Here is a 24,863-nt window from a genome sequence, read left to right as displayed (position 1 = left end):
CACTGTATTATATAATTTTAAAAGTAAAAACCTCAACTCTCCATATGGTTCTTGACTATTTCAATAATCTTTTGGACTTGTTCTGTAGTATAAGTTGTGGAAGTATCAGTTGCCAAAATAATTCTAACCTCGTCTATAGACTGAGGGCATAGGCTAGCAATCATAGCCCTAAGTTCTTCTTTTTTAACTATTTCCTTTAACTCCTCCATCATTTGTTCTGCTCCCTTACTATCACACTTTGAGATAGAATTTAAGTAATCGAACGTCCTCTGAAGTAGATTCGATGAATTACCATTACTTATTAAATCTTGTAGGTATTTTTTAGCTACAGAATAAGGAATATAATGTTCTTCTATAACTCGAATGGAATAGGACAAAAATTTTCACCTTTTAACGCCATTAAAAGGTTCTAAATGTTCAGGTCTGACGATAATTACCTTCTCCTTATCACCAAGGGTTACTTTAACCTCGTAGGCTTTTCCTCTTTTTCCCATTATTATACCTACTCTACCATGATATCTTCTGTGGGGCATCCCCTTATGTATAGAGGGATTGATTTTTATTGTTACGTATTCTCCCTCCTTATACTCGTACATTAAAGAACTCAAAGGTGGTACAGCACCACGCTCCCTGACACTTTTTGTTAGTAACTTTCTAGTTCTAGTCCTATAACCTTTAGAGTGAGCAACCATACTATATTTACCCCTAAAAACTACAAACGGGGTATAAATTAAGATTTTTGCTTTTTATTACAATCCCTATACTGTTCATTAATTTATATAAGTTCACCATTTATGTATGTCCGAGGTCCTCACTTTTTAAAGCGGGGAGGAAGGGTAAAAAACTTATAAGTTGTGAATTCTCTAGACTACGGTGGCAAGGTTTGAGAGGGCCACAGATAGTTACTATAACATAAGGTATGTAAAGTACCACTGTGGGTACCACTTCGTGTGGGTTCCTAGATATCGAGGGAATGTCTTAGTAGGTTCAGTAGCTAAGAAGCTAGAGGAGTTATAGTCAAAATAGCTGAACAAGAGTAGAGTTGCTCAGTTAAATCACTGGAGGTTACGCCTGATATGTTCACTTGTTTGCCATTTGTCCTCCTCGCCTCGCCCCTGCACATATCAAGGGTAAGACAGCAAGACTACTACTACAAGAGCTCCCGTAGTTGGGCTTCCACATGATATTGTCCATGAAAAAGATAGTGAGTACACTGTAAGGATACGGATGTATGGGTACGTCAAGAGGAGGCTCAAGGAGGTTGCTGAGGAGGGAGTCAAACTACGATTCATGTCAGAGTCATATACCTCTTCAACATGTCCACTGCACGGTAAAGGCTGTGGGAAGAGGATTTTGAGGGGCTATTCAAATGTGCTAGGCTGAGCAAGGCATTCAACGCTGACTTGGTAGGAGCGTATAACATACTCTCGAGGGGAATCTCGATAACCCCGAGTCTCCGCAAAGGGGATAGGGGTAATGGGCTGAAGACGGGCTAAATCCCTGCTTAGGCGGGAAGATGTAGTCCCAAACCTCCCCGCTCTAGCCCTTTTAGGGCGGGGAGGAGATAAGGTATGAACGAGTAAAATAGATCCTTAAATAGCATGGGAAAGAAATATAAAGTCAGACATAATATGAAATATTTGCGCGGGGGTGCCCGAGCTGGTCAAAGGGGGCGGACTTAAGACTCCGCGGAAGTGATCCGCTGGCGTAGGCCTGCGTGGGTTCAAGTCCCACCCCCCGCATGCTTTTTGTATTGTTATTCTTCATCTTTAAATCACATTCTAGTTAGAAATAATATACCCTTTAGAAAGTTCTTTATACTCCTTTTATTTTGAGCACATATAAAAAAGTGTAGTCACCTATGAAAATCAACCTGTTTATTAAACGAACTAAGGAAAACCAGTGGGCCCGCGGGGACTTGAACCCCGGACCACCCGGTCTCTCAAAGACGTTATGAGCCGGGCGCTCTACCGGGCTAAGCTACGGGCCCAAATACAATATTAGTAGATAAGGAATGTTTTAAAAATGTTATGGTCGCTTTTACCAACTAAACCTAACAGAGTAATCCCCATCTCTCCCTCGATATTACACGCTATCAGAATTAGTTAACTGAGTTAATCCATAAAGGGAAAAGGAACTTAAGTTCAACAACTTTATAAAATCAAGTATAGCTTTATCATTCCTACTATTAGTAGACCGGATACACTATGATTAAATCAAACCTTGGAAAAAGCTTCCCTATCTAATTAATTTTTCCATGTCCAACATGATAATAGGGTCATAGAAAGAGCACCTAGAGTATATCTATGAAAATTGATGAAATACTAGAGTTTGAAAGACACGTTATTATCATTAAATCCTTTCTTTGGAAAATTCACCGTAGGTATACTTAAATTTCCATGTGAAGATTAAGCAAAGGAGGTTAAAATATGGACTATAAGGTTAAAGACCTCTCACTCGCAGAGCAAGGTAAAAAGCAAATAGAATGGGCAGAACTTCACATGCCAGCTTTAATGGAGATCAGAAAACAGTTTGAAGCGGAAAAACCTCTTAAGGGGATCAGAATAAGTGCAGTCCTTCATGTGACTAAGGAAACAGCAGCACTAGTTAAGACGTTAAAAGCAGGAGGAGCTGAGGTTGCTTTAGCTGGGAGTAATCCTTTATCAACACAAGATGATGTTGCCGCAGCCTTAGTTGAAGAAGGTATACGCGTCTTCGCATGGAAAGGCGAGAACGAGAATGATTATTACAACAACATCAAAGAGATAATGAAGTATGAGCCTCAAATAGTTATGGACGATGGCGGCGACCTACATGCTTACATACACGAGAACTACTCAGGGAAACTAATAGGAGGAACTGAGGAGACAACGACGGGGGTTATCAGACTAAAGGTTATGGAAGAGGAGAAAGTGTTGAAATACCCCGTGATAGCAGTAAATAATGCATTTACAAAGTATTTATTCGACAACAGAATAGGGACTGGGCAGAGTACTATCGATGGAATTTTGAGGGCTACCAATATCTTGATAGCTGGTAAGGTTGCCGTGGTGGCAGGTTACGGATGGGTAGGTAGAGGTATAGCTCAAAGGCTTAGAGGTATGGGAGCTAGGGTTATTGTAGTTGAGGTATCGCCTTTAAGGGCTTTAGAAGCGGTAATGGATGGTTTTGACGTCATGCCTATGAGTAAGGCTGCGGAAATCGGAGAGATATTCGTAACAGCAACTGGAAATATTAACGTTATAAATAAAGAGCACTTTCTGAAAATGAAAGACGGAGCGATATTAGCTAACTCAGGTCATTTTAACGTGGAGATAAATGTGAAAGGGTTGAGAGAAATAGCAAAGCAAGTAAGGACTATAAGACCTTACCTTGAGGAGTACACGCTAGATAACGGTAAAAGAATATACTTATTAGCTGACGGTAGATTAGTGAACCTTGCGGCGGCTGAAGGACATCCGAGCGAAGTTATGGATTTAAGCTTCTCTAATCAAGCCTTGTCAGTAAAGTACCTCATCGAGAATAAAGACAAGTTAGAGCCGAAAGTGTATAATGTTCCTCAAGAGATTGACGAAACTGTAGCTATGCTAAAACTAAGAGGAATGGGAATAGAGCTAGAGCCTATGACCAAGGAGCAGATAGAATATATGAAACAGTGGAGATACGGAACTTAAAACAATCTTTTTAACTCAGAAGCTTTTCAACCTCTTTAAACGCTGAAGGATCTCCTAAAACGAACAAGGATTCCCCCGGCTTCACTTCAGTTTCTTTATCGAAATAGGGATCTAAATGTCCGTCTCTAAGAATTGCGATCGGAATTACCCTGGGAGGAAGATCTTTTAACTTTATTCCCTTCTTAACGTCGAACACTCCTATTGAGTACTCTCTTTCTCTGCTTGAGTAGATAATACCTGCAAAGGAGTCAGAAAGTGAGGCAAATGCTAGCATTCTTCCCATTATATCCTCATAGGGTATAACTACATCTGCACCAGCTGTTTTCATAATATCTACCATTGAAATGTCCTTAACCATGGTAACTACTTTTAAAGGAGGATTTAGTTTTTGAACTCTTAATGTTACTAGAAGTGTTTCGGAATCGTCGTCCATTGCAATTATCGCGGCTGATGCCTTCTTAACTCCTGCTGATATTAGATTACTCTCGTCTTTTGGATCTCCCAGGATTACATTATCCCCTTTTAGTTCTTCATAAAGAATCTTAGACGAAGTTAAAACTACGTAATCCCTTCCTAACTGCTGTAACTTTCTGGCAGCTGAAACTATGCTTTCAGCATTTCCTATCAAGACTATGTGGTTTAGCATGTGTTGTCCTCTCCATCTCGCTCTGGCATCTATCCATATATTTTTATTTACAAGGGTTCCAATTAAAGATTGAATCATAGATGCAAAAAGACCTACCGTGAACAAGATAAGAACGGTTAAGAACAATTTCTCATTACTAGGCATGGTGTTGATGTCTGGAGCGTAAAGACCTACAGTAGTTATGACGTTTACAGCAGCGTAAATTGCTGAAATCCAGTCGAGATGTTGATAATAGACGAATACTAGTGCTATTACGTAAACTACTATTGATAGAATTGCTAATTGAGGGTATATTTTTCTAAGAACTGAGTATGGTGCAGCGAAAATCTCTAAAAAACGTAAGACGAACCTATTCCAAAATTTTATTCTATCCACAAATTACGTTAAGTATTACTGAGTATTAAAATGGAACTCAGAAAGTAACTAACTCTTCTTTTCTTGCTGTCCCGATTTATGTAGTAGATAGATCTTATTTCCTATTATAGAGTTATTTGGTACCAGCACTATTGTTCCTCTGACTTGCTTAAATATGTGAATAATAATGTACTAACTTCTTCAATTATTCTTTCTTCACTGAGAATATTAATATGATCCTTAAAATTCTAAATGGCCTAGCTAGAAGGATGAACATGCTAGCCACTGCCTGGCCTAGAATTTGTTGTGATGCAAAACCTATTACAATTTTTATAAAACCACCTAATGCTACACCTGCGGCCCCCCAGCTATTCCACCGGCTATTGCAGCTACTAATGCTCCAATTCCTATTAGTCTAAAACACTTCTCATTGAAGCAGCTGTCGAATGGTCATATTTTAATCTCAAATTCCAGTATAAAACATTAACAAACGCTTGAACTATAAAGTATCCAAATAATAGCGATAATAGAACATTTATGTAATGTTCGTAGCCGGCTACTGATTGTGTACTTGCAGAGGCGTTGGTAGAACTGCTAGACGAACTGATATAAGATATACTAGGTAATGAGGTAATCATTTTCTCTAAAATGGGGAAAAACTAGGATGTTGATTATCGCTTCTATTACCACATAGAGTACTATATAAAAAATTAATTTACCAGTTGTTTCTCCTATTTTCTTCCTTATTTCTTTGATATCGGTTATTTCCTCGTTTTTCATAATTGGCTCTGATATTTCTCAAAACCATATTTTTAATCATATAAAATATTTAAAACTGTCGAGGAACTAATCGAGGACCTAAAATGGTAAGTAGGAACTCTCGAGTTTAGAAAAGCAATTGGCGTGAATTTAAATTTATTAACAAAAAAGTAGCATGATACTTTCTTACATACTTCACCTAAAAATTATTTTAAAATAAAAGTGGGCCCGCTGGGACTTGAACCCAGGACCTCCGCCTCTCCTAGCAGAGCTTGTAAGGGCGGCGTCCTAACCAGGCTAGACGACGGGCCCACTACATCTTTTTTAGCTTTGATCTTTTTTAAATTCTTCTCCACTTAACATATATGAAATTACGGCTAATGAAGCAACTGGTGGAACTTCACCCTTAAAGATAGGTAACTTATAAACCTCTCCCAAACTTTGCTCTATCTTACTAAATCCAGATTCTATGCCTGAAAAGATTAACATAACTCTCTTTTTGTTAGAAATTATTGATGGAGAAAAGACCTTATCTGCTTGTTGAGAAATTAAGATTATTGTATCTGGCGAGAAAAGCTCTATAGCATCCTTTAAGTCTGGTAGTACTATAAATGATTTGTTTAATTTATAAGCTAATTTACTTGCATCTGCTACTCCTGCTTGAGCGGCTACCCCACCTATTTTAGTCACTATAACATACTTAATTTCTAAATTAAACGCTAGTTTTGCGAAATCTAATAACTTCTGAACACTACTTACATTATGCAACACTACGAATATCTCGGGCATAGTATTCACTCATTATTTGTCGTGCGATCGCAGTAGATAAGGCTACTGGCACTGCTTCACCTACTTGATTAAACTGATCATCCCTACTTCCAAGAAACACGTGAAAATCAGGATAGCTCATTAATCTTGCTTGCTCTCTGACTGTTAAAAACCTGTTCTCGTATGGGTGTATAAATCTGGAATTACCCATTACAGTAGGAGCTAGCTTATTAGGGTTAAGCCTTATGTATAATGGGATATTCCTACCAGAACTCCCTCTGAACATTGTTAGATAATCATCAATTTCCGTCTTTGCGATTTCCTTAAGCTTTCTCTCATTAACCTCCTGAACTTCATGATTTGGGACTTCATTATAGGTTTTAGGATCGGATAGATCTTTGATTGCATCCCATACCATAACGTATCTACTTGACTTAGGAGGATCCAAAGGTATGTTAGAAATAAATACCCTTATTCTTCTTGATGGATTTCCATAATCCTCAGCTTTTAGATAGTTAAAGAATATTTTCTCATAACCAACTCTCCTAAATTCCAATCTAATTGCATCCTTCAGGCTTTCTGTATTAGTAATTGATGGAACGTTCTCCATTACAAATATTTTAGGTGAAAGCTCTCCTACTAGTCTTATGTACTCAAGAGTTAGTTCTCCTTTTTCGTCTAAGTAAAGTCTATCAAGAGGCTCTTTCATTCTTAGCGGATTTGCTCCAGTGTAAGGTTCACAAGGGGGACTACCTATAACTATATCAACCTCTCCTCCAACTAAATGTATTATATCGTCACCAGATATGCTACGTATATCATCTTCAATGACTATTGTGTTAGGAAAGTTAGCTGAATATGTCCTTGCTGCCGAATGATTTATATCTATAGCTACTTTGATTTCAAATCCAGCTTTCCTGAAACCTAAAGAAAAACCTCCCGCACCTGAGAATAGATCAACTACCGTTAGTTTTCCCACGTTTTGTCTCTCTTTCTATTTCATCTTCTAACTGTTTAATTTTTTGTCCTAAAAACTGCCTAGCTTTTTCTGATTCATAATACTGAAGAACGCTTCCGCATTTAGGACACTTAAACTCATTCTCTAAGGCCTCGTCCATAGTATACTTTATGTTATCTTGGGGGCAGAAGTAGAATAACGAGTCTTTTTCTTGTTCATACCTAATCTTTAGCTTATCAAGTATCATCCTCTTCCTATTCAAAAGAACATCGTTTATCTGATCTAGATTTACCTTCCAATAATAAATATATAAGCTGGAGTCCTTGTCCTTTGTTTTCCTGCTAGTAACAAAACCCTGCTCAGAGAGTAAATAGAGTTTTTTCCTTACCTCATTAGGTTTAACGTTAAGTTCTTTAGCCAGTTCCTCATCAGTTATTTCCGTTCTTTTCTTTAGTAAGTACTTTAATAAATCAGCTGCATCTTCACCGACCAATTCCTTCGCTAATTGTAAGATTAAAGTATCAGTCTTATCACTCACGTCTTACCACCTCCTTTCCTCTTTCTTTTGGAATAATAAGAAGTCTAGCATCACTAAATGATATATTTAGTTCCTCACCCTTATATATTCTGTCTAAAAAGATAGCCAATGCAGACACTTCTGAATGAGGTTGGTTGCTTACTGCTATATTATAATCAGCGTTATAATAGTACCATCCTTCTACTTTTTCTGAGCCTACTATTACTAATAAGGGAACGTTAATCTGAGCGAGCTCTGATACTTTTTCAGTAAGATTTAGTCCATACATTGTTAAATGAACTACCTTACCTCCTTTTTCTTTCCAGTTTTTGACCAAAGTTTTAGGATTAGATACAAACTCTAACTTAAAGTAAGATTTTCCTCCCCATTCTTCCAAGACACTATATATAGTCTTAGCTAATTGAGAATCTTCTCCCTCAACGAAAACTCCTTTAGCGCCAAATGCTCTAGCAACTAAAATTACATGAGTTGTTATTCTCTTATCTCTGAAAGGTCTGTGTCCAAGTCTTAATACGTAAATATCTTTAAGTTCTACGCCCATACCATGTGGGTTAATTTCTCCTTTAAATAGTTAAGATTAATACCTTTCAAAGCTGATACTGGAATTATATCTTCTATCGGGGAGTAAAGATTCTCACTTATTTTCTTTACTATAGCTATCTTATTCTCTACGTCTTCTTTCTGGACTAGATCTACCTTATTAAGGACTATAAGCATAGGTTTGCCTGATATTCCTAGTTCACGTAATACTTCAATTGAACTGGTAAGCATTTCTATTAGCATACTATCATTGATTGATGCGTCTAACACTAAGACGAGAATATCAGCATATTTTGCTTCAGATAAAGTGACGAAGAAAGCCTCTACTATTTGTGGAGGAATTCCCCTTATAAACCCTACAGTATCTATTAGCAACACTTTCTCCTTTTTACCGTCAAGTTTTATAGGGATTGAGTAACGCTTAGGAGATGTTGTGGTGAACATAGAGGAGTCAACTTTTTGTCTTAAGCCAGTTAAAGCGTTAAAAAGTGTTGTTTTACCGGCATTAGTATATCCTACTATGGCTATCTTTTTGAAATCGTTCTTTTTAATCTGCTCTTCTTTAACCTTACGTAACTGCTCTAATTCTTGCCTTATTTTAACTATTCTCCTAAGGTATAATCTAATCGCTGCCTCTACACCGTAAACCCCAGCTCCTAGTGGTCCTTGTTGCTCCGTTATCTTTGTCTTTTTATACATATCTTTGATTATAGGTAACTCATAACGTAATTTTGCTAGCTCTATCTGAAGCTTTGCTTCTTTCGAACCTGCATGTAAAGCGAAAATCTCTAATAATAATAATACTTTATCAAGAACTTTTTTGTAAGGAATTTCCCTATACAGCCCTATGAATTGCCTCGATTTTACTAAATCAAAAATTATTATAGCTTCTATGCTATTATCGTTCTTTATTTGTTCAAGTTTATCTTTCTGTAAATAAAAAACTGGATTAGGTTTCCTTGGCAAAGGATAAACTTTTGCTATCTCATATAAAGCAGATTCTGCTAGAGCTACCGCCTCATCTTCAAATTCTTCATTAACGAATAATATCGCCTTCAACTTTTACCCTCTCTAATATGTGCCACATCGCCCAAGGTTAGAGTGAAGTCTCCTTCTTCCTCTTCTTCTCCTCCCTCCTCAACTGGTATTAGCAACTTAATTCCTAAGATCTTTTCTAATTGTTTTGCTTGTTGAATCGTGGGCTTTAATTTTCCGCTTTCGAACCTTTTTATTATATTTTCCGAAACTTTGAGCTGTTGTGCAAGTTGTTGTTGTGTTAGCTTTAACTTTTCCCTTGCCTCTTTAATTAACTTATAATAATCATCTACTACTTCTAGCTCCACTTCACTACTTATCTTTGGTACTGCTGGTTTTATACTTTTCTTAGGCTGTGTCTGTTTAGGTAAATCTGTAATTTTTGCACTTTTCTTTATTTTTGCATAACATGCAGGGCATACTGTAATTATACTCCCTTCAAAAGACACTGTAATCCCGTTACCTTTAATAGGTGATCCGCATAGCTCACAGTATTTTAATGCTTGACTTTGCATAGGATCTATACTCAATATCCACTCTTAAACATTTTTAGGGTTTTTAATCAATAATAATACTGAGGTCAGTTGTCAGGAGAAATTGATAGCTATAAGTCTCGCAATTATTCTAATAATAATGATGATGCCATTGTGAGACTTCTTGAAGAAAAGATAGAATCTCTTACCAAAGAGTTAGAAAAATTAAGGCAAGATCTTAACTGGTATAAAGGAGAGTTAGAAAAATTACTAGCACCTCCTTACATCGAAGCTACTGTACTAGACGTCTTACCGGATGGGAGAGTAATAGTAAGAAGTTCTTCGGGTCCTAATTTAGTAGTGAATGTGACTTCGTCTATAGATATAAAGAAAATAAAGCCTGGCATATCAGTTGCATTAACTCAAAGAGGATCTGCGATTGTTGAAATTTTACCCAATAGAGAGGATGTATTAGTAAAATCCTTTGAGGTCATTGAGAAACCTAGCATTCATTACTCAGATATAGGTGGATTAGAGGCCCAAATCCAGGAGTTAAGAGAAGTAGTCGAAATGCCGTTAAAAAATCCAGAGTTATTTAAGGAAATAGGAATAGAGCCGCCTAAAGGAGTTTTACTCTACGGTCCGCCTGGGACAGGTAAAACAATGCTAGCTAAAGCAGTTGCTACTGAAAGTAACGCAACATTCATACAAGTTGTTGCATCTGAATTCGCTCAAAAATTCGTTGGAGAAGGAGCTAGAATTGTAAGGGAAGTATTTGAGTTAGCTAGGAGAAAAGCACCAGCAATCGTATTTATAGACGAAATAGATGCCATAGGTGCTAAAAGGATAGATATGGGAACTAGCGGGGAGAGAGAAGTTCAGAGGACATTAATGCAACTCTTAGCTGAAATAGATGGATTTAAACCTCTTGATAATGTTAAGATAATAGCAGCTACTAACAGAATTGACATATTAGACCCTGCATTACTTAGACCAGGTAGATTTGACAGACTAATAGAGGTTCCGTTACCAGATCTTAGAGGAAGAGAAGAAATATTCAAGATTTACTTGTCTAAAATGAAAGTGGACTCAACAATAGATTATTCGGAGTTAGCTAAATTAACAGAAGGTTTGAGCGGAGCTGATATTAAAAACATATGTACTGAGGCTGGGTATAATGCTATACGAGACGGAAGAAAGTTTGTAACTTATAATGATATAATCGGTGCAATAACTAAAGTGAAAAAAAGCAGATTCAAAAATAAAATCTCAGAGAGAGCTGAAAAGTATGTATGATTAACTTAACCCAAGCTAAGCCAGCATCTTATGCGGAAATTAGAAAGTTAAAAACTATAGCGTCTTATCAGTTTTCTTCCACAATAGCAGATTGTTTATTTCCACCTAATGAGAAATTTTTTATACAGTATTCAATGGCTACGAATAAAATCCGTAATATTTTAGATCATAACCTTAGATTATTCTTAGTCTTAAGGGCACAGGATTATTTATTTTCTTTAACTGAAATAAGCGGACAAATCATAAAAAAGTGTAGTGATAAACCTAAGTTTAGGTTTGTAGTCCTTAATGATATATCACAATTCATAAAAGAAGGTAGAAATGTTTTCTGTAAATTCGTATTGGAAGCAGACGAGAGTATAAGGGCTGGAGATGAAGTACTCGTTGTTAACGAAGATGATGAACTGTTGGCTATCGGAAGGGCGAGAGTATCGGGAGAGGAAGTAAAACATTATAAAAGGGGTATTGCTGTAATTGTTAAGAGGGAGGTAAAAGATGAATAATATCAAGATTGTACTTAAAGGAATTAATGAGGATCAGTTAAAAGGAGTTAACTTCATAACAGGTTTTAGAACATTAGGAGAAGTCGGATATATAGCTACTAGATACATTGCCTTAAAACTAGGAATGAAAAGAGTTGGATTTGTACTTACTAAATATTTACGTGATGTCACTTTTCTAGATGAGTACGGGATAGCTACCCCTTTTGAACTATTTTATGATGATAAGAACCACCTTTTAGTTCTCTTAAGCCATTTATTACCTTTACAGAGAGAAGCTAATGAATTTTCAGAAACAATAGTAAAATGGCTGAAAAAACTAAACGTGACTAACGTTATCTTAATAGGAGGTCTCGATAAAAGATATAGAACCTCTAACTGTAATTTACGTTGGCTTAAGACTTCAAAAAGTCAGCTAAACCTAAGTTACCCGATGATGGAGAAACAGTTATTAATGATTGGACCACTGGCGCTATTTACTATATATTCAGAGATCGAGGATTTACCCGCTACTATATTACTACCATATGCTGATAGAGACAGAATAGACCCTGCAGCTGCGGCTATAGCGGTTGAAGAGGTAGGTAGAATCTTTAATATGAAGATAGACGTAGGAGAACTATATGAAGACGCTAAAAAGATAGAGGAAGAACTTCAAAAACAACTAGAACTGATCCAGAAAGAACTTAATAGGAACGTCTCTGGAAGAGTTTATATGTAATTTTTCACATCCAACTATTGATAACGTAATGTCTTCGTCCTTTAAAGTATTCAGAAATTCTTTAACTCTCTTCTTAGTATCTTGAAGAACTTCCTCATCTATTATCTTAGGCATTTCGTGTTGAGAATAAGGAAAGGTCTCCCTTAATTCATATGGTATAAGTCCATAGAAAGGATTGAATAAATATACTCCTATATTAGGATCTGAACTGTTGTAAGAATCCTCACATGTTATAACGATTTTTTTATGCTCTGATAACTTTAGTGAAATAATTTCCTTTAACCTCAACTGATGCCTTTTTATTTCGGGTCTCTCTAAAGAATCTTTATTATAGAGAAATATACCCTTTATTTCCCCTTTAGTTCTTGGATCAAATTTTTCCAAATATTCGGAGTATTTTAATAAGGATTTAAAAGCGTCATAAACCCTTGGATGCGAAAAAGCCTTTTGTTGAAGGTACTCATAGAGTCTTCCTTCTTTTATAGATTGTTTTATAGCATTAATCTCTTCTTTAATTACGTAAAGATTGTGAAGAGCTAAAAGCCTAGTTCGTGATTTTTGATCAATTTCTAGAAGGTCTTTAGGCGTATATCGAGTACATACTGGACATGAGCAAGGAAAGTAGTCTAGTTCTTCTAAACGATATACTCTGTCCCTAGTCATGTATCTATTATCCCTAGCGTATAAAATATATGAAGCTGAATCAAAAGAGTCAACACCTAATGCGACAGCAAATGGCATTATATGAGGGAGTCCACCTCCAAACAAGTGGAATACTTTACCTCTAGTTACGTTTGACTTTGCAGTATATATCATATCTATTAAGGGAATATAATCATATCTTTGCATTAAAACAGTGGGACTACCTAATGCAAGAATTTTAAATTCATCGATCTTTAGAGAATACCTGGCTGAGTAAGATAACAAGTTGAGATATCTACCACCTTGGATAGGATAAACCCATATGATTTCATCTAAGGAGTTCTTTATGTAAGATAAGGACTCATTAACCCTATTTATAGTCTCTTCCACAGTGTACTTAGCCTCTTCTTCACTTCTTACATCTCCAGTTGGTACATCTAAAATTACAGCAATATCCGGTTTTATGGTGTTTTCATACTCTACGATTTCTTTATTGGTAACGTTTACTTGACCATATTGTAATATCTGATATGCACCTGAGTCAGTCATAATTACTCCATTGAATTTAAAAAACTCATGAATTGAAGACTTAAGATTAAAATTCTTCTTAAGTAAATAAGCATTAGTTATTATATTGTTAAATCCTACACTCTTTATATCTTCTATTGTTATCTCAGATTTTAAAGGATTTATCACAGGGAAAAAAACTGGAGTCTCAATATTTCCGTGCCTTGTATTAAGTACTCCTATTCTACCAGCTAGATCCTCATCTTTTATTTCAAATTCTCCTACCATCTTTATGCTCCTTTCTTTTTCTTTTCAACATAACTATTGTAAATGTCATACACTTTTTGGGCTAGGGGTCCACTTCCTTCTACTCCGTTTTCAGATACTTTTATTTTGTCTAGAATAGTCACTATGCCAGCTTCTTCATAGACTTTAATATCTGCTGTTCTGATGTTTAATTCTTTTGCTACTAGTTCAGCAAATTCCCTAGGATCAAAAATCGGTGCATTTTTGACTAAGATCTCAGTAATCAATGAACCGTTTATTATTACTTTATAATAAGTGTTATTTTCATTATCTTTAGCGTTTGTTAATGATATCATAAACGGAGACAGTTCGAAAGAGCTTAAAACTCCAGAATATGTCTTATTATTAGATAGTTTTACAATTATAGTTTTATCGATTAAAGTGTTTAGATCTCCACTTACTCTTCTACTGCTCATATCCATACGTATCTCAAAATGGTTAATAATATTTAATCCAGCATTTCAATTAGAAATATGCAGTCTATACAGCCAGGTAAGCTGTACCTCTCTTGTACGACTAGCAAGATTGAACGCGGTAACTTAAAGAACTTATTAATTCTAAAACTTGAATGTGAACAAAATATAGTAATTGAGACTGATATAGTAGAGGAAATAAATCTATTCAAGGAGGGAGAAAAAGTTACAGTAGAAATATCGATTGAGAAACCTTCATATACTGAAAAAGATTTTTGTGCTCACGGTTATCTCTTCTATGAGAAACTACAAGATGACGGCACAATTTTAGATCAAATCTCACTATACGGATTAATAGTTAAAATTTCTTCCAAAAACTTGGGCTTAATAAAGGAAAACTTGTTTAAAATGATGGATCATGTATATTATTGTATAAAGAGAAGCTAAATATTTTTAAATAATTAAGATAAATATCTACTCCACTATCTTTATAAATTCTTCATTAATTTCTCCTTTTTTAATTATAAGTAAATCTATACCATCTCCAGATGTTACATCTCTCTCTATAGAAGCTTTCATAGCTTTTATTACTATTTCCTTAGCCTTGTCTATTGATAGGTTCGGTTTATACTCACTTTCTAAAACACCAATCGCTACTCTTGCCCCAGATCCTACCGCAGCGTAATCATCTTCTATTAATGACCCTATAGGATCTAGTATATACATTTTCGGTCCGTCTTCGTCAAACCCTCCAAATAATAGTTCTGAAATGTATGGCATCCATTTATTCTGGTATAAGATCACTGATAATAATTGAGCTGCAGCTTTAGTGCTGATTTTTCTATTATTATACATTTCATAATATCGTATTTCAACGTCCATAATCCTTGTTAACGTTTGTACATCTCCTATTATTCCTGCACCAGCTATTCCAAAACGACCTATTTTAAACACTTTCTTGGCAGACCTACTTAATACAAAGCTTCCATAACTTAGCCTTCTTTCTCCTGCAAGAATTATGCTATCACTTAATCTCACACCTAAAGCAGTCGCAGGTAATTCCTCCATAACAAAATAACCCTATTCAACAAAACCCTTTTATCACTTAAATTATTTGCTTAACATAATCCTCTATGTTACTTTCTGGTACCGTTACCTGAGTTTTGTTTTCTAGGTTTTTAATAGTGACTTTTCTTTCCTCAAATTCTTTTCTACCTATTATTACCAAGAAAGAATATCCTTCTTCCAAGTATGAAGGAATTAATTTAGATAACGACTGTTCTTTTAGGTTTAACGTTGTTACAAGACCCAAACGCCTCAGTTTTTCAAGAGTTTTAAGTCCGTAAGATATAATGCCTTCGTCATAATTATTGTTGCTTCTGTCCTCAGAAAGTATAATCAATACGCCTTTTTTAGGCGACTTTTGTGATATTACAGAATTTAACACGAGAGATGTCCTTTCTATCCCCACAGCAAAACCTATTGCTGGCGTATCATTTCCTCCGTATAGTTCTATTAATCCATCATATCGTCCTCCTCCAGCAATACTAAATGGAACTTTAGGATGTGTAACTTCAAAAATAACTCCAGTATAATATGCTAAACCTCTTACAAACCCTAAATCAACCTTTGTCTTTACTTTTAATTCACTTATTATATTATTAATAATTCTTATTCTTTCTATCTCCTCTTTAAGCCCTAAATATTCATATTTAGAGACCTCTTTTATTACTTCTTCATAAGAATTCTCGTCCATTTTATTTTGCTCTAATAAATATTGTATTAAACTTGTAAATTCGGATCCACGTAATTCCTTTATAGCTTCGTCTTTTCTACCCTTGTCTATTAAGTGGAGAATATGCTCTTGTTTACTTTCGTCAATATTCATATTATTAAAAATCTTTCTGTAAATTGCAATATTATTAATTTTAATTTCTATTTCATTAATCAAACCTAAAGAAGAATAGACTTCAATCAATAAGTTAAGAACTTCAATATCGGATAATATGTTACTAGATCCTATAAGTTCGATCCCTGCTTGCCTAAACTCTCTATACCTACCATATTGAGGTTCATCATACCTATATACTGTTCCAATATAGAACAGTCTGAGGGGTTTTGGAAGATGTTGCATTCCGTTTAGATAAGCTCTAACTACACTAGGAGTAAACTCAGGCCTTAGTGCTACTTCTCTACCTGCTTTATCCTTGAATACGTACATCGTATTTCTTAACTCTTCACCACCTTTTAGTGAGAACAGTTCAAACTCTTCTACTACTGGAGTATAAATTTCTGAGTAACCAGCTTTAGTCACAATTTCTCTGAAAGTATTTTCGATGAACTTAATCTTCTCTAGTTCTTTCCCGTAATAATCTTTCATTCCTCTTATGGGTTCATATGATATCAACACTTCCCCCCTTCTTATTTAATTTTATTTCTGACAAAAAATAGTAACTTACATCCCCGTATTTATCAACTATAGCTATTACACTTTCCTTATCTACTTTCGAGGAAAATTCTACAAAATCTTCTATCTCTTTTACGCTAACTTTGTTATTCTCATTTAAAGTCTTAATTATATATTTCCTACTCCCAGATTCTAAATAAATATATTTTCCAGAGATTTTTCCCTTCTTGCCCCTTTGTTTTAAATCATTAATAACTATAAATTTATCAATATCATTATTTTCTGTCATCTGAGTCAGTATTCTTAGTTTTAGAACTAACTAAAAAGTATAATGTAGAGGCATGTAATATCCTATGGAATGTCCATACTGTAAAAGTAAAAACTTAGTATGGGATTATAAGAACGGCGTAATCGTGTGTAGTAGTTGCGGACTGGTAGTGGATCAAATTTTTGATCAAAGCGCATATAATGATTATGAAATAGAAAATATATCTAGCAGTAAATACATTACACCACAAGAAATTTTCTTAAATAAATCATCAAATTTTATAAGTAAAACAAACAAGATATTAGATATAAATATAAAGGTAAATAGAGTGAAAAAATCTAGAAAAAATTTCGAAGAAAAATTAATATTTTATAACGGAAGTATAATAAGAGAATCCTCGCTTATATCTTTAAAATATATAGAAAATAATGAGAAATTATTTATAGTATATGATTTCATTGATCGGATACCTAAGTTTAAGGATAAGCACATAAAATACAAGGTAGCCCTAGCTCTTTATTTCTATGATATAGAATTGTTTAATAAGATAGAACCTATGCTTGGTATTAGTAAGAAATACTTTAGAAAAATTTTATCTACCGTTAAATCTAAAGAACGTGCTATTATAAGGAGTAAAATTGAAGAACTATTTTCTAAGGCAGAACATAGCATGATATCTGAGAGGTTAACCAATCAATAAGGAAATAGCTTTGAGAAAAATTTTTATATAACCTCTTCTAATGGAAAAACGAACAGGTGATAAAGGGTATGGCATCCACAGCTACAGTAGCAACCACTCCTGAAGGTATCCCAGTTATAATATTAAAGGAAGGATCAAGTAGAACTTATGGTAAAGAGGCACTAAGAATAAACATAGCTGCTGTAAAAGCAGTAGAAGAAGCCTTGAAGACTACTTATGGACCTAGAGGAATGGATAAAATGCTAGTAGACAGCCTAGGCGATATAACAATTACTAATGATGGCGCTACCATACTAGACAAAATGGATCTACAACACCCAGCCGCTAAGCTCCTAGTACAGATAGCAAAAGGGCAAGACGAGGAAACTGCAGACGGTACTAAGACAGCTGTAATATTAGCAGGAGAGTTAGTTAAAAAAGCTGAAGAACTATTATATAAGGAAATTCATCCAACGATAATTGTCAGCGGATTTAAGAAAGCTGAAGAACAAGCTTTGAAAACAATACAAGAAATTGCTACCAGTGTCTCAATAAACGATACTGACATTCTAAGAAAGGTAGCAATAACATCTTTATATAGTAAGGCTGTAGCCGGTGCAAGAGAGTACTTAGCAGACATAGTAGTAAAGGCTGTAACTCAGGTAGCCGAGTTAAGAGGAAATAAGTGGTACGTTGATCTAGATAACATACAAATAGTAAAGAAACATGGCGGAAGTATAAATGATACGCAAATAGTGTACGGTATTGTAGTTGATAAAGAAGTAGTACATCCTGGAATGCCTAAGAGAGTTGAAAACGCTAAAATAGCTTTGCTAGACGCCTCACTAGAGGTCGAAAAGCCTGAGCTTGACGCTGAAATTAGAATTAATGACCCAACTCAAATGCAGAAGTTCCTAGAAGAAGAAGAAAACATACTCAAAGAGAAAGTTGAGAAAATAGCCCAAACTGGCGCTAACGTTGTTATATGCCAGAAAGGCATCGATGAAGTAGCTCAGCACTATTTAGCTAAGAAAGGAATTCTTGCAGTAAGGAGAGCTAAGAAGAGTGACCTAGAAAAACTAGCAAGAGCCACTGGAGGTAGAGTTGTGTCTAACATTGACGAACTAACACCTCAAGACTTAGGATATGCTGCACTTGTTGAAGAGAGGAAAGTAGGAGAGGATAAAATGGTATTCGTTGAAGGAGCAAAGAACCCCAAGGCCGTAAGCATATTGATCAGAGGAGGTTTAGAAAGAGTAGTTGACGAGACTGAAAGAGCTTTAAGAGACGCACTAGGTACTGTAGCGGATGTGATAAGAGATGGTAGAGCTGTAGCCGGTGGAGGAGCAGTAGAAATAGAGATAGCAAAGAGATTAAGGAAGTACGCTCCTCAAGTTGGCGGAAAAGAGCAACTAGCCATTGAAGCTTATGCTAACGCATTAGAGAGCTTAGTTATGATACTCATAGAGAACGGCGGATACGATCCAATAGACCTAATAGTAAAGTTAAGAAGTGCTCACGAGAATGAAACAAATAAGTGGGTGGGAATTAACGTTTACACTGGACAGATAGAAGATATGTGGAGGCTAGGAGTAATTGAACCGGCACTAGTTAAGATTAATGCTATAAAAGCTGCTACAGAAGCTGCTACATTAATCTTAAGAATAGACGACTTAATAGCTGCTGGTAAGAAGAGTGAAAGTAAAGGAGGAGAAAAAGGAGGAGAAAGTAAGCCCTCCGAAGAAGACTAACCGATTTTTTTAATTTTAATTAATATATTTTTCCTTATGTTAGGAGCTATGAAAACAGCTTCTCCTATATCTAATTTGTCTAATATATTAATTTGTTCTTTATCTAAGCCTATCGAATCTGATATTATCTTCTTATCTAAGTTGGATTTAATAGAATGAATAATCTTTATACTAGTATTTTTCATAACCTCTGGATCTACACTAGAAGGAGATTGTGATACTATACATAAGCCTATGTTGAATTTTCGAATTTCTTGTAATGCCCTTTTCAATATCTCATTATTACCATTAAAATAATTTTGAGCCTCCTCAACAATTATAACAGCCTTTTTGTCTGGATCCCTGAATCTCTGGTAATATTCGAATAAAAATTTCATTAAATATAACGCATATAATCTTCTCAACTTTATGTTATATATAGTACTTAGATCTATAATATTCCCTCCTTTTAATCTCTCTCCTAAATCGATAAATGAGTCACCCCCATCTATTGAAAATAACTTCCTACCTTGTGGAGTAGTTAAAACGTACAATTTTCTGCCTAATGCAAATTTTATATCTCTAATCATGTATGATTCAGCGTTTATTGATTCTAGAATTAGCTTTAAAGAAGTAGAGTCAAGCCTTCTAACTCGTTTTAGTTGCTCTAATACCAAGTACATTAGAAATGTCTGCGGTTCGGTTAACTCTAGTGCTTCTTTTGTTATCTCTATTATATCTTCAGTGTCTTGCTCTTCATAAGCTATAGGATTAAGCGGAATAATATTATCTTTACCATAGTAGTTAAAATCAGATAAGTAATTCTTATATTCACCATGCCAGTCTAATACTACTACATTAAATCCTTTATCAAATAACTCCTTAGCTATCACTGAAGCAGTGTGTGTTTTGCCACTTCCAGTAGCACCAAATATTGCAATATGTTTAAACACATCTGATGACAAAAACCCTACAGGAATCTGATAATTATCTATCGTTTTTCCTATCTCGATATCATACTTATAATCCAAGAAATCGGATTCTTCAACGCTAAATCTTTTATAAAAAATATGACCTGAAAAGACTACACTACCCATCACTTTAGGAAATGGCAAAAAAACACTATCGTTAATGGATACAGGTTCTAAGGAGATATGAGGAGCAATGCTTTCTACTACATTTTTTAAACTTAAAACTTGTGTAATGAAGTCTGTCTCATCGTAATCGTTTTGAACCTCTCTATAAAAAATGAATCCACTTCCAGGAAAAGGGTCTAGAGTAGTTAAAATAGCTACATTAACCTTACGTTCTTTATGCCTTTTAATAACCTCTATAGCTTGGGAAATCTCTTTTGAGTAGTCGATCTGATTACCCGTCTCCTTACCAATTATTTTAAATGAAACGTAAACGAATTCCTTGGAGTTGTACTTAATCCTATGTATAGAGCCTTTAACTTCGGCTCTAACTATTACGTCTTTAACCTTATGATAGTTCAGTTTAGTTGTAATTAGCAATAAAATACCTACAATTCCAGATATTAGTAGTAAATAAATTATTGAAATATTAATTATGTGAAGTGAATTAACCAGAATTAGAATACCCACAGCCATAAGAACTGGAGAAAAAACTCTACTATTCATGACATAGAATGTTAAAATTTAAGAGAGCCACTCCATTGAATGTATTGCGTTTATTGACAATTTTATTCTGTCCTCTCTTGAACGTATTTTAAACTCTTTGTTCTCCCTATCCTTACAGCATATAATTTGATATACAACCTCTACTTTTTCATTTTCAGATTTTACTTTACTTAAAGCCTCATTGATATTTCTATCATGAGTTAAAAGAAGGAGAAAGAGTAGTGGTAGTGACTTAAATCTTTTCTTTATCTCATCTTTGGATAACAAGTACATAAATACCTCACAAGCTTGTTCTAACTCTATATCGCTAGGTAGATAAGGCAATATTTGGGAGACACAATCGTTTTCATATTTAACCAAAGACTTAATATCGTTAATAGAACTATTCAATTTAATGACCTTGACTGTTATTTTTAACCACCATGATTTATCGGAATTATTTCTATAATGTCTCCGTCTTTTATTTTATTATCTTCTAATAATCTGTAATCTTTGCCATTAACTAGTATTATATATCCAGATTTAATATTTTTTAATTTATAATCATATAAAATACCTTTATTATTATCTAGTTTCTTTATAACCTCGATTATAGACTTCTCCTCGCCATTATATTCTATTTTCTCATTGCCTAAAGTGACGGCTAAAGGTCCCCTAAAAATTATAGTTAATTTCATGCTCTACTCTTCACTTTCCTCTTCGGCCACTTCTTTAGTGGCTTGTTCTTTACTTAATTTAGCAAATCTAGTTAAATACCCTGCTATTCTATTCTTTACCTTTTTGGATTGAACATCCACGTACATGTCAACCAATTTCTTATTTAAGTAAAAATCTGCTGTAACTTGATCCTTAAATTTCTCATATAATTCTTGAGCAACTCTCTTTATGTCTTTCGTATAAACATTTCCCACGTTAATTTACCTCCATAGTGTTAAAAAGTACTAAGAAAGAAAAAGTTAATCATGTGTTTCTCCACTCGATTTACCTTTAGTATATATACTTTCTTTCGTCTTATACATGTCTGCCTCTTTCTTAAACCTCGGTCTTAACTTCTCTTGAATTAAAGGTAACGTTGTATACTCCATCTCTGTAGGCTCTAATCTGTGGGGCATGAATGGGCCGTGTCTTCTCATATAATCTGCTATAACATTTGCTAATCTTCTTGCCTCATCAAATGCAGGATCATCGAACAGATCGCTCGGACCTACTAACTTACCGTTCTTTACGTTAAATCCTAGACCTACTAGCCTTGGAGGACCGTCAAATCTAGTAGCTCTAGCATCTCTTTGCGATACAGGCATTAAAGGGCCGTAGTGACTACCTCTCATCCAACCAGGAACTAAATGAGGAAATGAGAACGCTTCAAGTGCTTCACCAAGTGCAGGTAAACCGTGCTGTAACCTAACTATTGTAACTGGGTCGTCCTTCCCAACATATTTTCCTGCTATCAAGTTAAGTCTTTCTATAGCCACTACTGCAGCTAATAAATTATCATCATTTCTATATATTCTTCTAATTACATATCTAGCTGGTGTGCCAATTAATGCTAATAGATCATATAATTCTTGAGGAGCAGTTAAAGTTACTGCTTCTCCCTCATATACATCTAGAACCTCAAATTTGAACCCGTTGTGCATTGTAGGATCTATAACTAACCCTGGTGTATTGAAAGGATCAGCAAACATTTTATACAGAGGTAAGTTAAAAGCACCGGGCTCAGTCTTATCAGCCATAAATATAGCTATCGGTTCCGAAACTCTTTCTTCAATTTCCATTTCTGCAACACCTGGCCCTAAACCTCTAATATTACCAGAGAATGAATCTGATAGAAGATCTTGACCTGCTGCGTATAAGCCTAAATCCCTTGCCACTTCCGCTGCTTTTTTAAAGGCATTCCAAGCTGTTTCGTGGACTTTCGGGTCTAATTCTCCTCTAGTATGAGTCATTATTAATTGTAAATCGTCACCTACGTGTGTAATATAATAATCTATTAAAATCCCCTGAGCTTTTGCTTCCGCTAATACTTTACTTGCAGCTGCCATAGTGTCTGGATGCACTACGTGATGTCCAGCTAAGCTTCCAATATCTGCTTTTATAACACTTATAGTAGTTCTCATCATGCCTTAATACTTAAACGATATAAAAAATTTTACGTATTACTTTCCTCTCTAACTAATTTCATTGAGTAATATTCATTGTTTTCCTTCTGAATTCTATCTAGATAACTCCCTGGCTTATTTACTCTAGGCCTACCGCTATCCATATCTCTTCTAAATGTTATTCCTAGCTCTTTAAGGAACTCGTTCATACCGGAACTAAGGCTTTGGGGCTTTTTAGCATGCCCTCTCAAACCCGGAATCCCTGAGAATACCATTACTCTATCTGCGATATAGTCATGAAGAGCTAGATCGTGATCTACCATAAAAGTTACGCTTTTTCTCTCCCTAGTGACTCTCTTTATTGCCTTTGCTACCACGTATCGTTCCTCTACATCTAAATACGAAGAAGGTTCATCTATTACATATACATCAGCTTCTTTAGCTAATGCCGCTGTTACATATAATTTTTGTAACTCTCCACCACTAAGGTCTGAAACTTTCGATTCTAATATTCTATGTAAGTTAAGCCTTTTGACTACCTCCTCAAAGAACCAATTAGATGAAGATAGAACGTCCTTCCTAACGTTTTCTAAGAACTCTTGAACAGTACCGTCAAAATTCGGAGCTATTCTTTGCGGCTTATATGATAATGATAAACCCTCAGTTAGAACTTGCCCTTCGTCGGGCTTTATCTCCGAAACTAAAATTCTCATAAAAGTTGTCTTTCCTATGCCATTTGGCCCCACTATGCCTATTACCTCACCTTCTCTAGCATAACCTTCATCAACTTCAAGGCTAAATCCCTCTAACTTCTTAAACATATTAGTCCAAATTACCTTAGGTTGAGCGTTAGCGTTTAAGTCTAAATCTGTTAACTCTTTCAAGTTAAACTTTATTTCATCTGGTCTTATTTGCATGTTTTCAGCAGGCAAATACCCTTTAAGGAAATTATTTATTCCTACTCTGCTGGTATAGGTCTTTGACACTCTGCCGTAAACTGAACTTTTACCATATACTATGTTTATTAGATCTGTTAGATAATCTAGTACTATAAGGTCATGTTCGACTACGACTACGTACTTTCCCTTTGTGAGTTCCCTGATTGAATTAGCCATGTTTATTCTTTCTCTTATGTCCAGATATGAGGAAGGTTCGTCAAAGAGATAAACATCGGCTTCTCTTACTAATGCAGCAGCTACTAAGAGCTTTTGTAGCTCTCCACCACTTAAATATTTCACGTCTTTTTCCCAGAAAGGGGTGAGGTTTAGTAATCTCTTTACTTCATCTAATTTACCCCTTTCATCGATCTTAGATAGTAGAGAGCTAACAGTTCCCTTTAAGAATTTACTGGCATATTCAACGTACTGAATTTTATGTATTACTCTCAGTTTCTCATTATATAAAGAGTAAAAGTAGTCGTAAAGCTCTTTCCCCTTAAATCTCTCCAACACTTGCTCTTTAGTCAATTTAGCCTGAGGATCACCAAAGTTTGGTATTAGATCCCCACTTAAGATACGTAAAATCGTAGACTTCCCCGTACTATTCTTGCCCAAAAGACCTATTATGTAACCCCTCTTAGGAGTGATAAGCCCGAATAACTTAAAACCGTTAACCTTGTACCTATGGATCTCTTCTTTACCAAACTCGTCAGGTAAGTTTACTATATCAATAGCTCCAAACGGACATTTCTTAATGCAAATACCACAACCAATACAAGTCTCTTCATATATTACCGGCTTTCCTTTTACGAGATCTGATAATTCGATTGCCTTACTGCCAGATTTGTTAATAGGACAGAAGGTAATACATTCGGTATTACACTTATCAGGCTTACAATAATCGTAGTTTAATACCGCAACTCGCACTACAATCCCCACTTAAAATAGGATAATAAAAAATTATGAAATTAC

General features: G+C 35.2%; 29 protein-coding genes and 3 tRNA genes. 9 read left to right on the top strand and 23 right to left on the bottom strand.

Features of this window, described 5'->3' with window-relative positions:
* Positions 1-32 precede the first annotated feature (32 nt).
* Both D1868_RS02065 and D1868_RS02060 read right to left on the bottom strand, forming a co-directional pair.
* Positions 33-377: a DNA-directed RNA polymerase subunit F gene (locus D1868_RS02065; protein WP_156005120.1), complete on the bottom strand. Its 345-nt coding sequence runs from the start codon at positions 375-377 to the stop codon at positions 33-35.
* 6 nt (positions 378-383) lie between these two features.
* Complete coding sequence (locus D1868_RS02060) at positions 384-692, bottom strand: 50S ribosomal protein L21e (RefSeq protein ID WP_156005119.1); 309 nt, start codon at positions 690-692, stop codon at positions 384-386.
* 181 nt (positions 693-873) lie between these two features.
* Between D1868_RS02060 and D1868_RS02055 the strand changes: the two genes are divergently transcribed.
* Positions 874-1,017: a transposase gene (locus D1868_RS02055; protein ID WP_156005118.1), complete on the top strand. Its 144-nt coding sequence runs from the start codon at positions 874-876 to the stop codon at positions 1,015-1,017.
* A gap of 627 nt (positions 1,018-1,644) precedes the next feature.
* Positions 1,645-1,742 (top strand) — tRNA-Leu (locus D1868_RS02050).
* 161 nt (positions 1,743-1,903) lie between these two features.
* On the opposite strand, the gene D1868_RS02045 is transcribed toward D1868_RS02050, so the two are convergent.
* Positions 1,904-1,990 (bottom strand) — tRNA-Ile (locus tag D1868_RS02045).
* 439 nt (positions 1,991-2,429) lie between these two features.
* On the opposite strand from D1868_RS02045, the gene ahcY reads away from it, so the two are divergent.
* Complete coding sequence (ahcY, locus tag D1868_RS02040) at positions 2,430-3,674, top strand: adenosylhomocysteinase (RefSeq protein ID WP_156005117.1); 1,245 nt, start codon at positions 2,430-2,432, stop codon at positions 3,672-3,674.
* A 10-nt stretch (positions 3,675-3,684) separates the two neighbouring features.
* Here ahcY and D1868_RS02035 read toward each other — a convergent pair whose 3' ends face one another.
* From D1868_RS02035 to D1868_RS01990, 9 genes are all read right to left on the bottom strand, one after another.
* On the bottom strand, positions 3,685-4,695 hold the full coding sequence (locus D1868_RS02035) for a potassium channel family protein (protein ID WP_156005116.1): 1,011 nt from the start codon (positions 4,693-4,695) through the stop codon (positions 3,685-3,687).
* 597 nt (positions 4,696-5,292) lie between these two features.
* The gene (locus tag D1868_RS11315; RefSeq protein WP_156005115.1) at positions 5,293-5,454 is read right to left on the bottom strand and encodes a hypothetical protein; all 162 of its coding nucleotides are present in this window, start codon (positions 5,452-5,454) and stop codon (positions 5,293-5,295) included.
* 202 nt (positions 5,455-5,656) lie between these two features.
* Positions 5,657-5,745: transfer RNA gene (locus tag D1868_RS02020), tRNA-Val, on the bottom strand.
* 12 nt (positions 5,746-5,757) lie between these two features.
* Positions 5,758-6,222, bottom strand: coding sequence for a RecB-family nuclease (locus D1868_RS02015; protein WP_156005114.1), 465 nt, complete (start codon positions 6,220-6,222; stop codon positions 5,758-5,760).
* A complete protein-coding gene (locus D1868_RS02010; RefSeq protein WP_156005113.1) occupies positions 6,194-7,180 on the bottom strand; it encodes a DNA cytosine methyltransferase in 987 nt (328 codons plus the stop codon). Before D1868_RS02010 ends, D1868_RS02015 begins: the two co-directional genes overlap by 29 nt.
* A complete protein-coding gene (locus D1868_RS02005) occupies positions 7,158-7,673 on the bottom strand; it encodes an Rrf2 family transcriptional regulator (protein WP_156007919.1) in 516 nt (171 codons plus the stop codon). The genes D1868_RS02010 and D1868_RS02005 overlap by 23 nt, the downstream gene beginning before the upstream one ends.
* A 16-nt stretch (positions 7,674-7,689) precedes the next feature.
* Positions 7,690-8,172: a tRNA methyltransferase gene (locus tag D1868_RS02000; RefSeq protein ID WP_338055770.1), complete on the bottom strand. Its 483-nt coding sequence runs from the start codon at positions 8,170-8,172 to the stop codon at positions 7,690-7,692.
* Positions 8,173-8,228: 56 nt separating this feature from the next.
* A complete protein-coding gene (locus tag D1868_RS01995) occupies positions 8,229-9,296 on the bottom strand; it encodes a GTPase (protein WP_156005112.1) in 1,068 nt (355 codons plus the stop codon).
* Positions 9,293-9,787, bottom strand: coding sequence for a multiprotein bridging factor aMBF1 (locus D1868_RS01990; protein ID WP_156005111.1), 495 nt, complete (start codon positions 9,785-9,787; stop codon positions 9,293-9,295). The genes D1868_RS01995 and D1868_RS01990 overlap by 4 nt, the downstream gene beginning before the upstream one ends.
* A 69-nt stretch (positions 9,788-9,856) precedes the next feature.
* Here D1868_RS01990 and D1868_RS01985 point away from each other — a divergent pair, with 69 nt between their 5' ends.
* From D1868_RS01985 to D1868_RS01975, 3 genes are read left to right on the top strand one after another with little or no spacing between them, the layout of a single operon-like run.
* Positions 9,857-11,041 carry a proteasome-activating nucleotidase gene (locus D1868_RS01985; RefSeq protein ID WP_156005110.1) on the top strand — a complete coding sequence of 395 codons (1,185 nt, stop codon included), beginning with the start codon at positions 9,857-9,859 and terminating at the stop codon, positions 11,039-11,041.
* Entirely contained in the window at positions 11,038-11,544 is a 507-nt protein-coding gene (locus D1868_RS01980; RefSeq protein WP_156005109.1) for a PUA domain-containing protein, read from the top strand. Before D1868_RS01985 ends, D1868_RS01980 begins: the two co-directional genes overlap by 4 nt.
* The gene (locus D1868_RS01975; protein ID WP_156005108.1) at positions 11,537-12,262 is read left to right on the top strand and encodes a proteasome assembly chaperone family protein; all 726 of its coding nucleotides are present in this window, start codon (positions 11,537-11,539) and stop codon (positions 12,260-12,262) included. Before D1868_RS01980 ends, D1868_RS01975 begins: the two co-directional genes overlap by 8 nt.
* Here D1868_RS01975 and tgtA read toward each other — a convergent pair.
* Positions 12,206-13,699 (bottom strand): tRNA guanosine(15) transglycosylase TgtA, encoded by a 1,494-nt coding sequence (gene tgtA, locus D1868_RS01970; RefSeq protein WP_156005107.1) that lies wholly within the window; start codon positions 13,697-13,699, stop codon positions 12,206-12,208. The genes D1868_RS01975 and tgtA overlap by 57 nt on opposite strands.
* A gap of 2 nt (positions 13,700-13,701) precedes the next feature.
* Positions 13,702-14,133 (bottom strand): Lsm family RNA-binding protein, encoded by a 432-nt coding sequence (locus D1868_RS01965; RefSeq protein WP_156005106.1) that lies wholly within the window; start codon positions 14,131-14,133, stop codon positions 13,702-13,704.
* 57 nt (positions 14,134-14,190) lie between these two features.
* Between D1868_RS01965 and D1868_RS01960 the strand changes: the two genes are divergently transcribed.
* Positions 14,191-14,577 (top strand): DNA-directed RNA polymerase subunit G, encoded by a 387-nt coding sequence (locus D1868_RS01960; RefSeq protein ID WP_156005105.1) that lies wholly within the window; start codon positions 14,191-14,193, stop codon positions 14,575-14,577.
* A gap of 27 nt (positions 14,578-14,604) precedes the next feature.
* On the opposite strand, the gene psmB is transcribed toward D1868_RS01960, so the two are convergent.
* From psmB to D1868_RS01945, 3 genes are read right to left on the bottom strand one after another with little or no spacing between them, the layout of a single operon-like run.
* A complete protein-coding gene (psmB, locus tag D1868_RS01955) occupies positions 14,605-15,198 on the bottom strand; it encodes an archaeal proteasome endopeptidase complex subunit beta (RefSeq protein WP_156005104.1) in 594 nt (197 codons plus the stop codon).
* Between the two features lie 37 nt (positions 15,199-15,235).
* On the bottom strand, positions 15,236-16,537 hold the full coding sequence (hisS, locus tag D1868_RS01950; protein WP_156005103.1) for a histidine--tRNA ligase: 1,302 nt from the start codon (positions 16,535-16,537) through the stop codon (positions 15,236-15,238).
* Positions 16,524-16,826: a ribonuclease BN gene (locus tag D1868_RS01945; protein WP_156005102.1), complete on the bottom strand. Its 303-nt coding sequence runs from the start codon at positions 16,824-16,826 to the stop codon at positions 16,524-16,526. Before D1868_RS01945 ends, hisS begins: the two co-directional genes overlap by 14 nt.
* Before the next feature lie 64 nt (positions 16,827-16,890).
* On the opposite strand from D1868_RS01945, the gene D1868_RS01940 reads away from it, so the two are divergent.
* On the top strand, positions 16,891-17,505 hold the full coding sequence (locus D1868_RS01940; protein WP_156005101.1) for a TFIIB-type zinc ribbon-containing protein: 615 nt from the start codon (positions 16,891-16,893) through the stop codon (positions 17,503-17,505).
* Positions 17,506-17,573: 68 nt separating this feature from the next.
* Positions 17,574-19,235: a thermosome subunit beta gene (thsB, locus tag D1868_RS01935; protein ID WP_156005100.1), complete on the top strand. Its 1,662-nt coding sequence runs from the start codon at positions 17,574-17,576 to the stop codon at positions 19,233-19,235.
* Here the strand turns inward: thsB and D1868_RS01930 are convergent.
* The 6 genes from D1868_RS01930 to D1868_RS01905 are packed head-to-tail and all read right to left on the bottom strand — an operon-like array spanning position 19,232 to position 24,824.
* Positions 19,232-20,854: a DNA-translocating ATPase CedD gene (locus D1868_RS01930; protein ID WP_156005099.1), complete on the bottom strand. Its 1,623-nt coding sequence runs from the start codon at positions 20,852-20,854 to the stop codon at positions 19,232-19,234. The two genes, thsB and D1868_RS01930, sit on opposite strands and share 4 nt — an antisense overlap.
* 18 nt (positions 20,855-20,872) lie before the next feature.
* Positions 20,873-21,214, bottom strand: a complete 342-nt coding sequence (locus D1868_RS01925) for a hypothetical protein (RefSeq protein ID WP_156005098.1) — start codon at positions 21,212-21,214, stop codon at positions 20,873-20,875.
* Positions 21,215-21,267: 53 nt separating this feature from the next.
* Positions 21,268-21,531: a Urm1-like protein gene (gene urm1 / locus D1868_RS01920; RefSeq protein ID WP_156005097.1), complete on the bottom strand. Its 264-nt coding sequence runs from the start codon at positions 21,529-21,531 to the stop codon at positions 21,268-21,270.
* A gap of 3 nt (positions 21,532-21,534) precedes the next feature.
* Positions 21,535-21,765, bottom strand: coding sequence for a 30S ribosomal protein S17e (locus D1868_RS01915; RefSeq protein ID WP_156005095.1), 231 nt, complete (start codon positions 21,763-21,765; stop codon positions 21,535-21,537).
* A 45-nt stretch (positions 21,766-21,810) separates the two neighbouring features.
* Positions 21,811-22,971, bottom strand: coding sequence for a fructose-1,6-bisphosphate aldolase/phosphatase (gene fbp, locus D1868_RS01910; RefSeq protein WP_156005093.1), 1,161 nt, complete (start codon positions 22,969-22,971; stop codon positions 21,811-21,813).
* Positions 22,972-23,003: 32 nt separating this feature from the next.
* Positions 23,004-24,824 (bottom strand): ribosome biogenesis/translation initiation ATPase RLI, encoded by a 1,821-nt coding sequence (locus D1868_RS01905; RefSeq protein WP_196770291.1) that lies wholly within the window; start codon positions 24,822-24,824, stop codon positions 23,004-23,006.
* Positions 24,825-24,863 lie beyond the last annotated feature (39 nt).

It is taken from the genome of Stygiolobus azoricus (genome assembly GCF_009729035.1).
In the GTDB taxonomy this organism is placed as follows: Archaea; Thermoproteota; Thermoprotei_A; order Sulfolobales; family Sulfolobaceae; genus Stygiolobus; species Stygiolobus azoricus.
Note: the sequence above shows the minus strand (reverse complement) of the source record. Positions and strands in the feature narration are given on the sequence as shown.

Coding starts and splice junctions, on each gene's coding strand:
- D1868_RS02060 (WP_156005119.1), bottom strand. CDS start 692: ATGGTTGCTCACTCTAAAGGTTATAGGACTAGAACTAGAAAGTTACTA.
- ahcY (WP_156005117.1), top strand. CDS start 2,430: ATGGACTATAAGGTTAAAGACCTCTCACTCGCAGAGCAAGGTAAAAAG.
- D1868_RS11315 (WP_156005115.1), bottom strand. CDS start 5,454: ATGAAAAACGAGGAAATAACCGATATCAAAGAAATAAGGAAGAAAATA.
- D1868_RS02015 (WP_156005114.1), bottom strand. CDS start 6,222: ATGCCCGAGATATTCGTAGTGTTGCATAATGTAAGTAGTGTTCAGAAG.
- D1868_RS01990 (WP_156005111.1), bottom strand. CDS start 9,787: ATGCAAAGTCAAGCATTAAAATACTGTGAGCTATGCGGATCACCTATT.
- D1868_RS01980 (WP_156005109.1), top strand. CDS start 11,038: ATGATTAACTTAACCCAAGCTAAGCCAGCATCTTATGCGGAAATTAGA.
- D1868_RS01975 (WP_156005108.1), top strand. CDS start 11,537: ATGAATAATATCAAGATTGTACTTAAAGGAATTAATGAGGATCAGTTA.
- tgtA (WP_156005107.1), bottom strand. CDS start 13,699: ATGGTAGGAGAATTTGAAATAAAAGATGAGGATCTAGCTGGTAGAATA.
- D1868_RS01965 (WP_156005106.1), bottom strand. CDS start 14,133: ATGAGCAGTAGAAGAGTAAGTGGAGATCTAAACACTTTAATCGATAAA.
- D1868_RS01960 (WP_156005105.1), top strand. CDS start 14,191: ATGCAGTCTATACAGCCAGGTAAGCTGTACCTCTCTTGTACGACTAGC.
- psmB (WP_156005104.1), bottom strand. CDS start 15,198: ATGGAGGAATTACCTGCGACTGCTTTAGGTGTGAGATTAAGTGATAGC.
- D1868_RS01945 (WP_156005102.1), bottom strand. CDS start 16,826: ATGACAGAAAATAATGATATTGATAAATTTATAGTTATTAATGATTTA.
- D1868_RS01940 (WP_156005101.1), top strand. CDS start 16,891: ATGGAATGTCCATACTGTAAAAGTAAAAACTTAGTATGGGATTATAAG.
- thsB (WP_156005100.1), top strand. CDS start 17,574: ATGGCATCCACAGCTACAGTAGCAACCACTCCTGAAGGTATCCCAGTT.
- D1868_RS01930 (WP_156005099.1), bottom strand. CDS start 20,854: ATGAATAGTAGAGTTTTTTCTCCAGTTCTTATGGCTGTGGGTATTCTA.
- urm1 (WP_156005097.1), bottom strand. CDS start 21,531: ATGAAATTAACTATAATTTTTAGGGGACCTTTAGCCGTCACTTTAGGC.
- fbp (WP_156005093.1), bottom strand. CDS start 22,971: ATGAGAACTACTATAAGTGTTATAAAAGCAGATATTGGAAGCTTAGCT.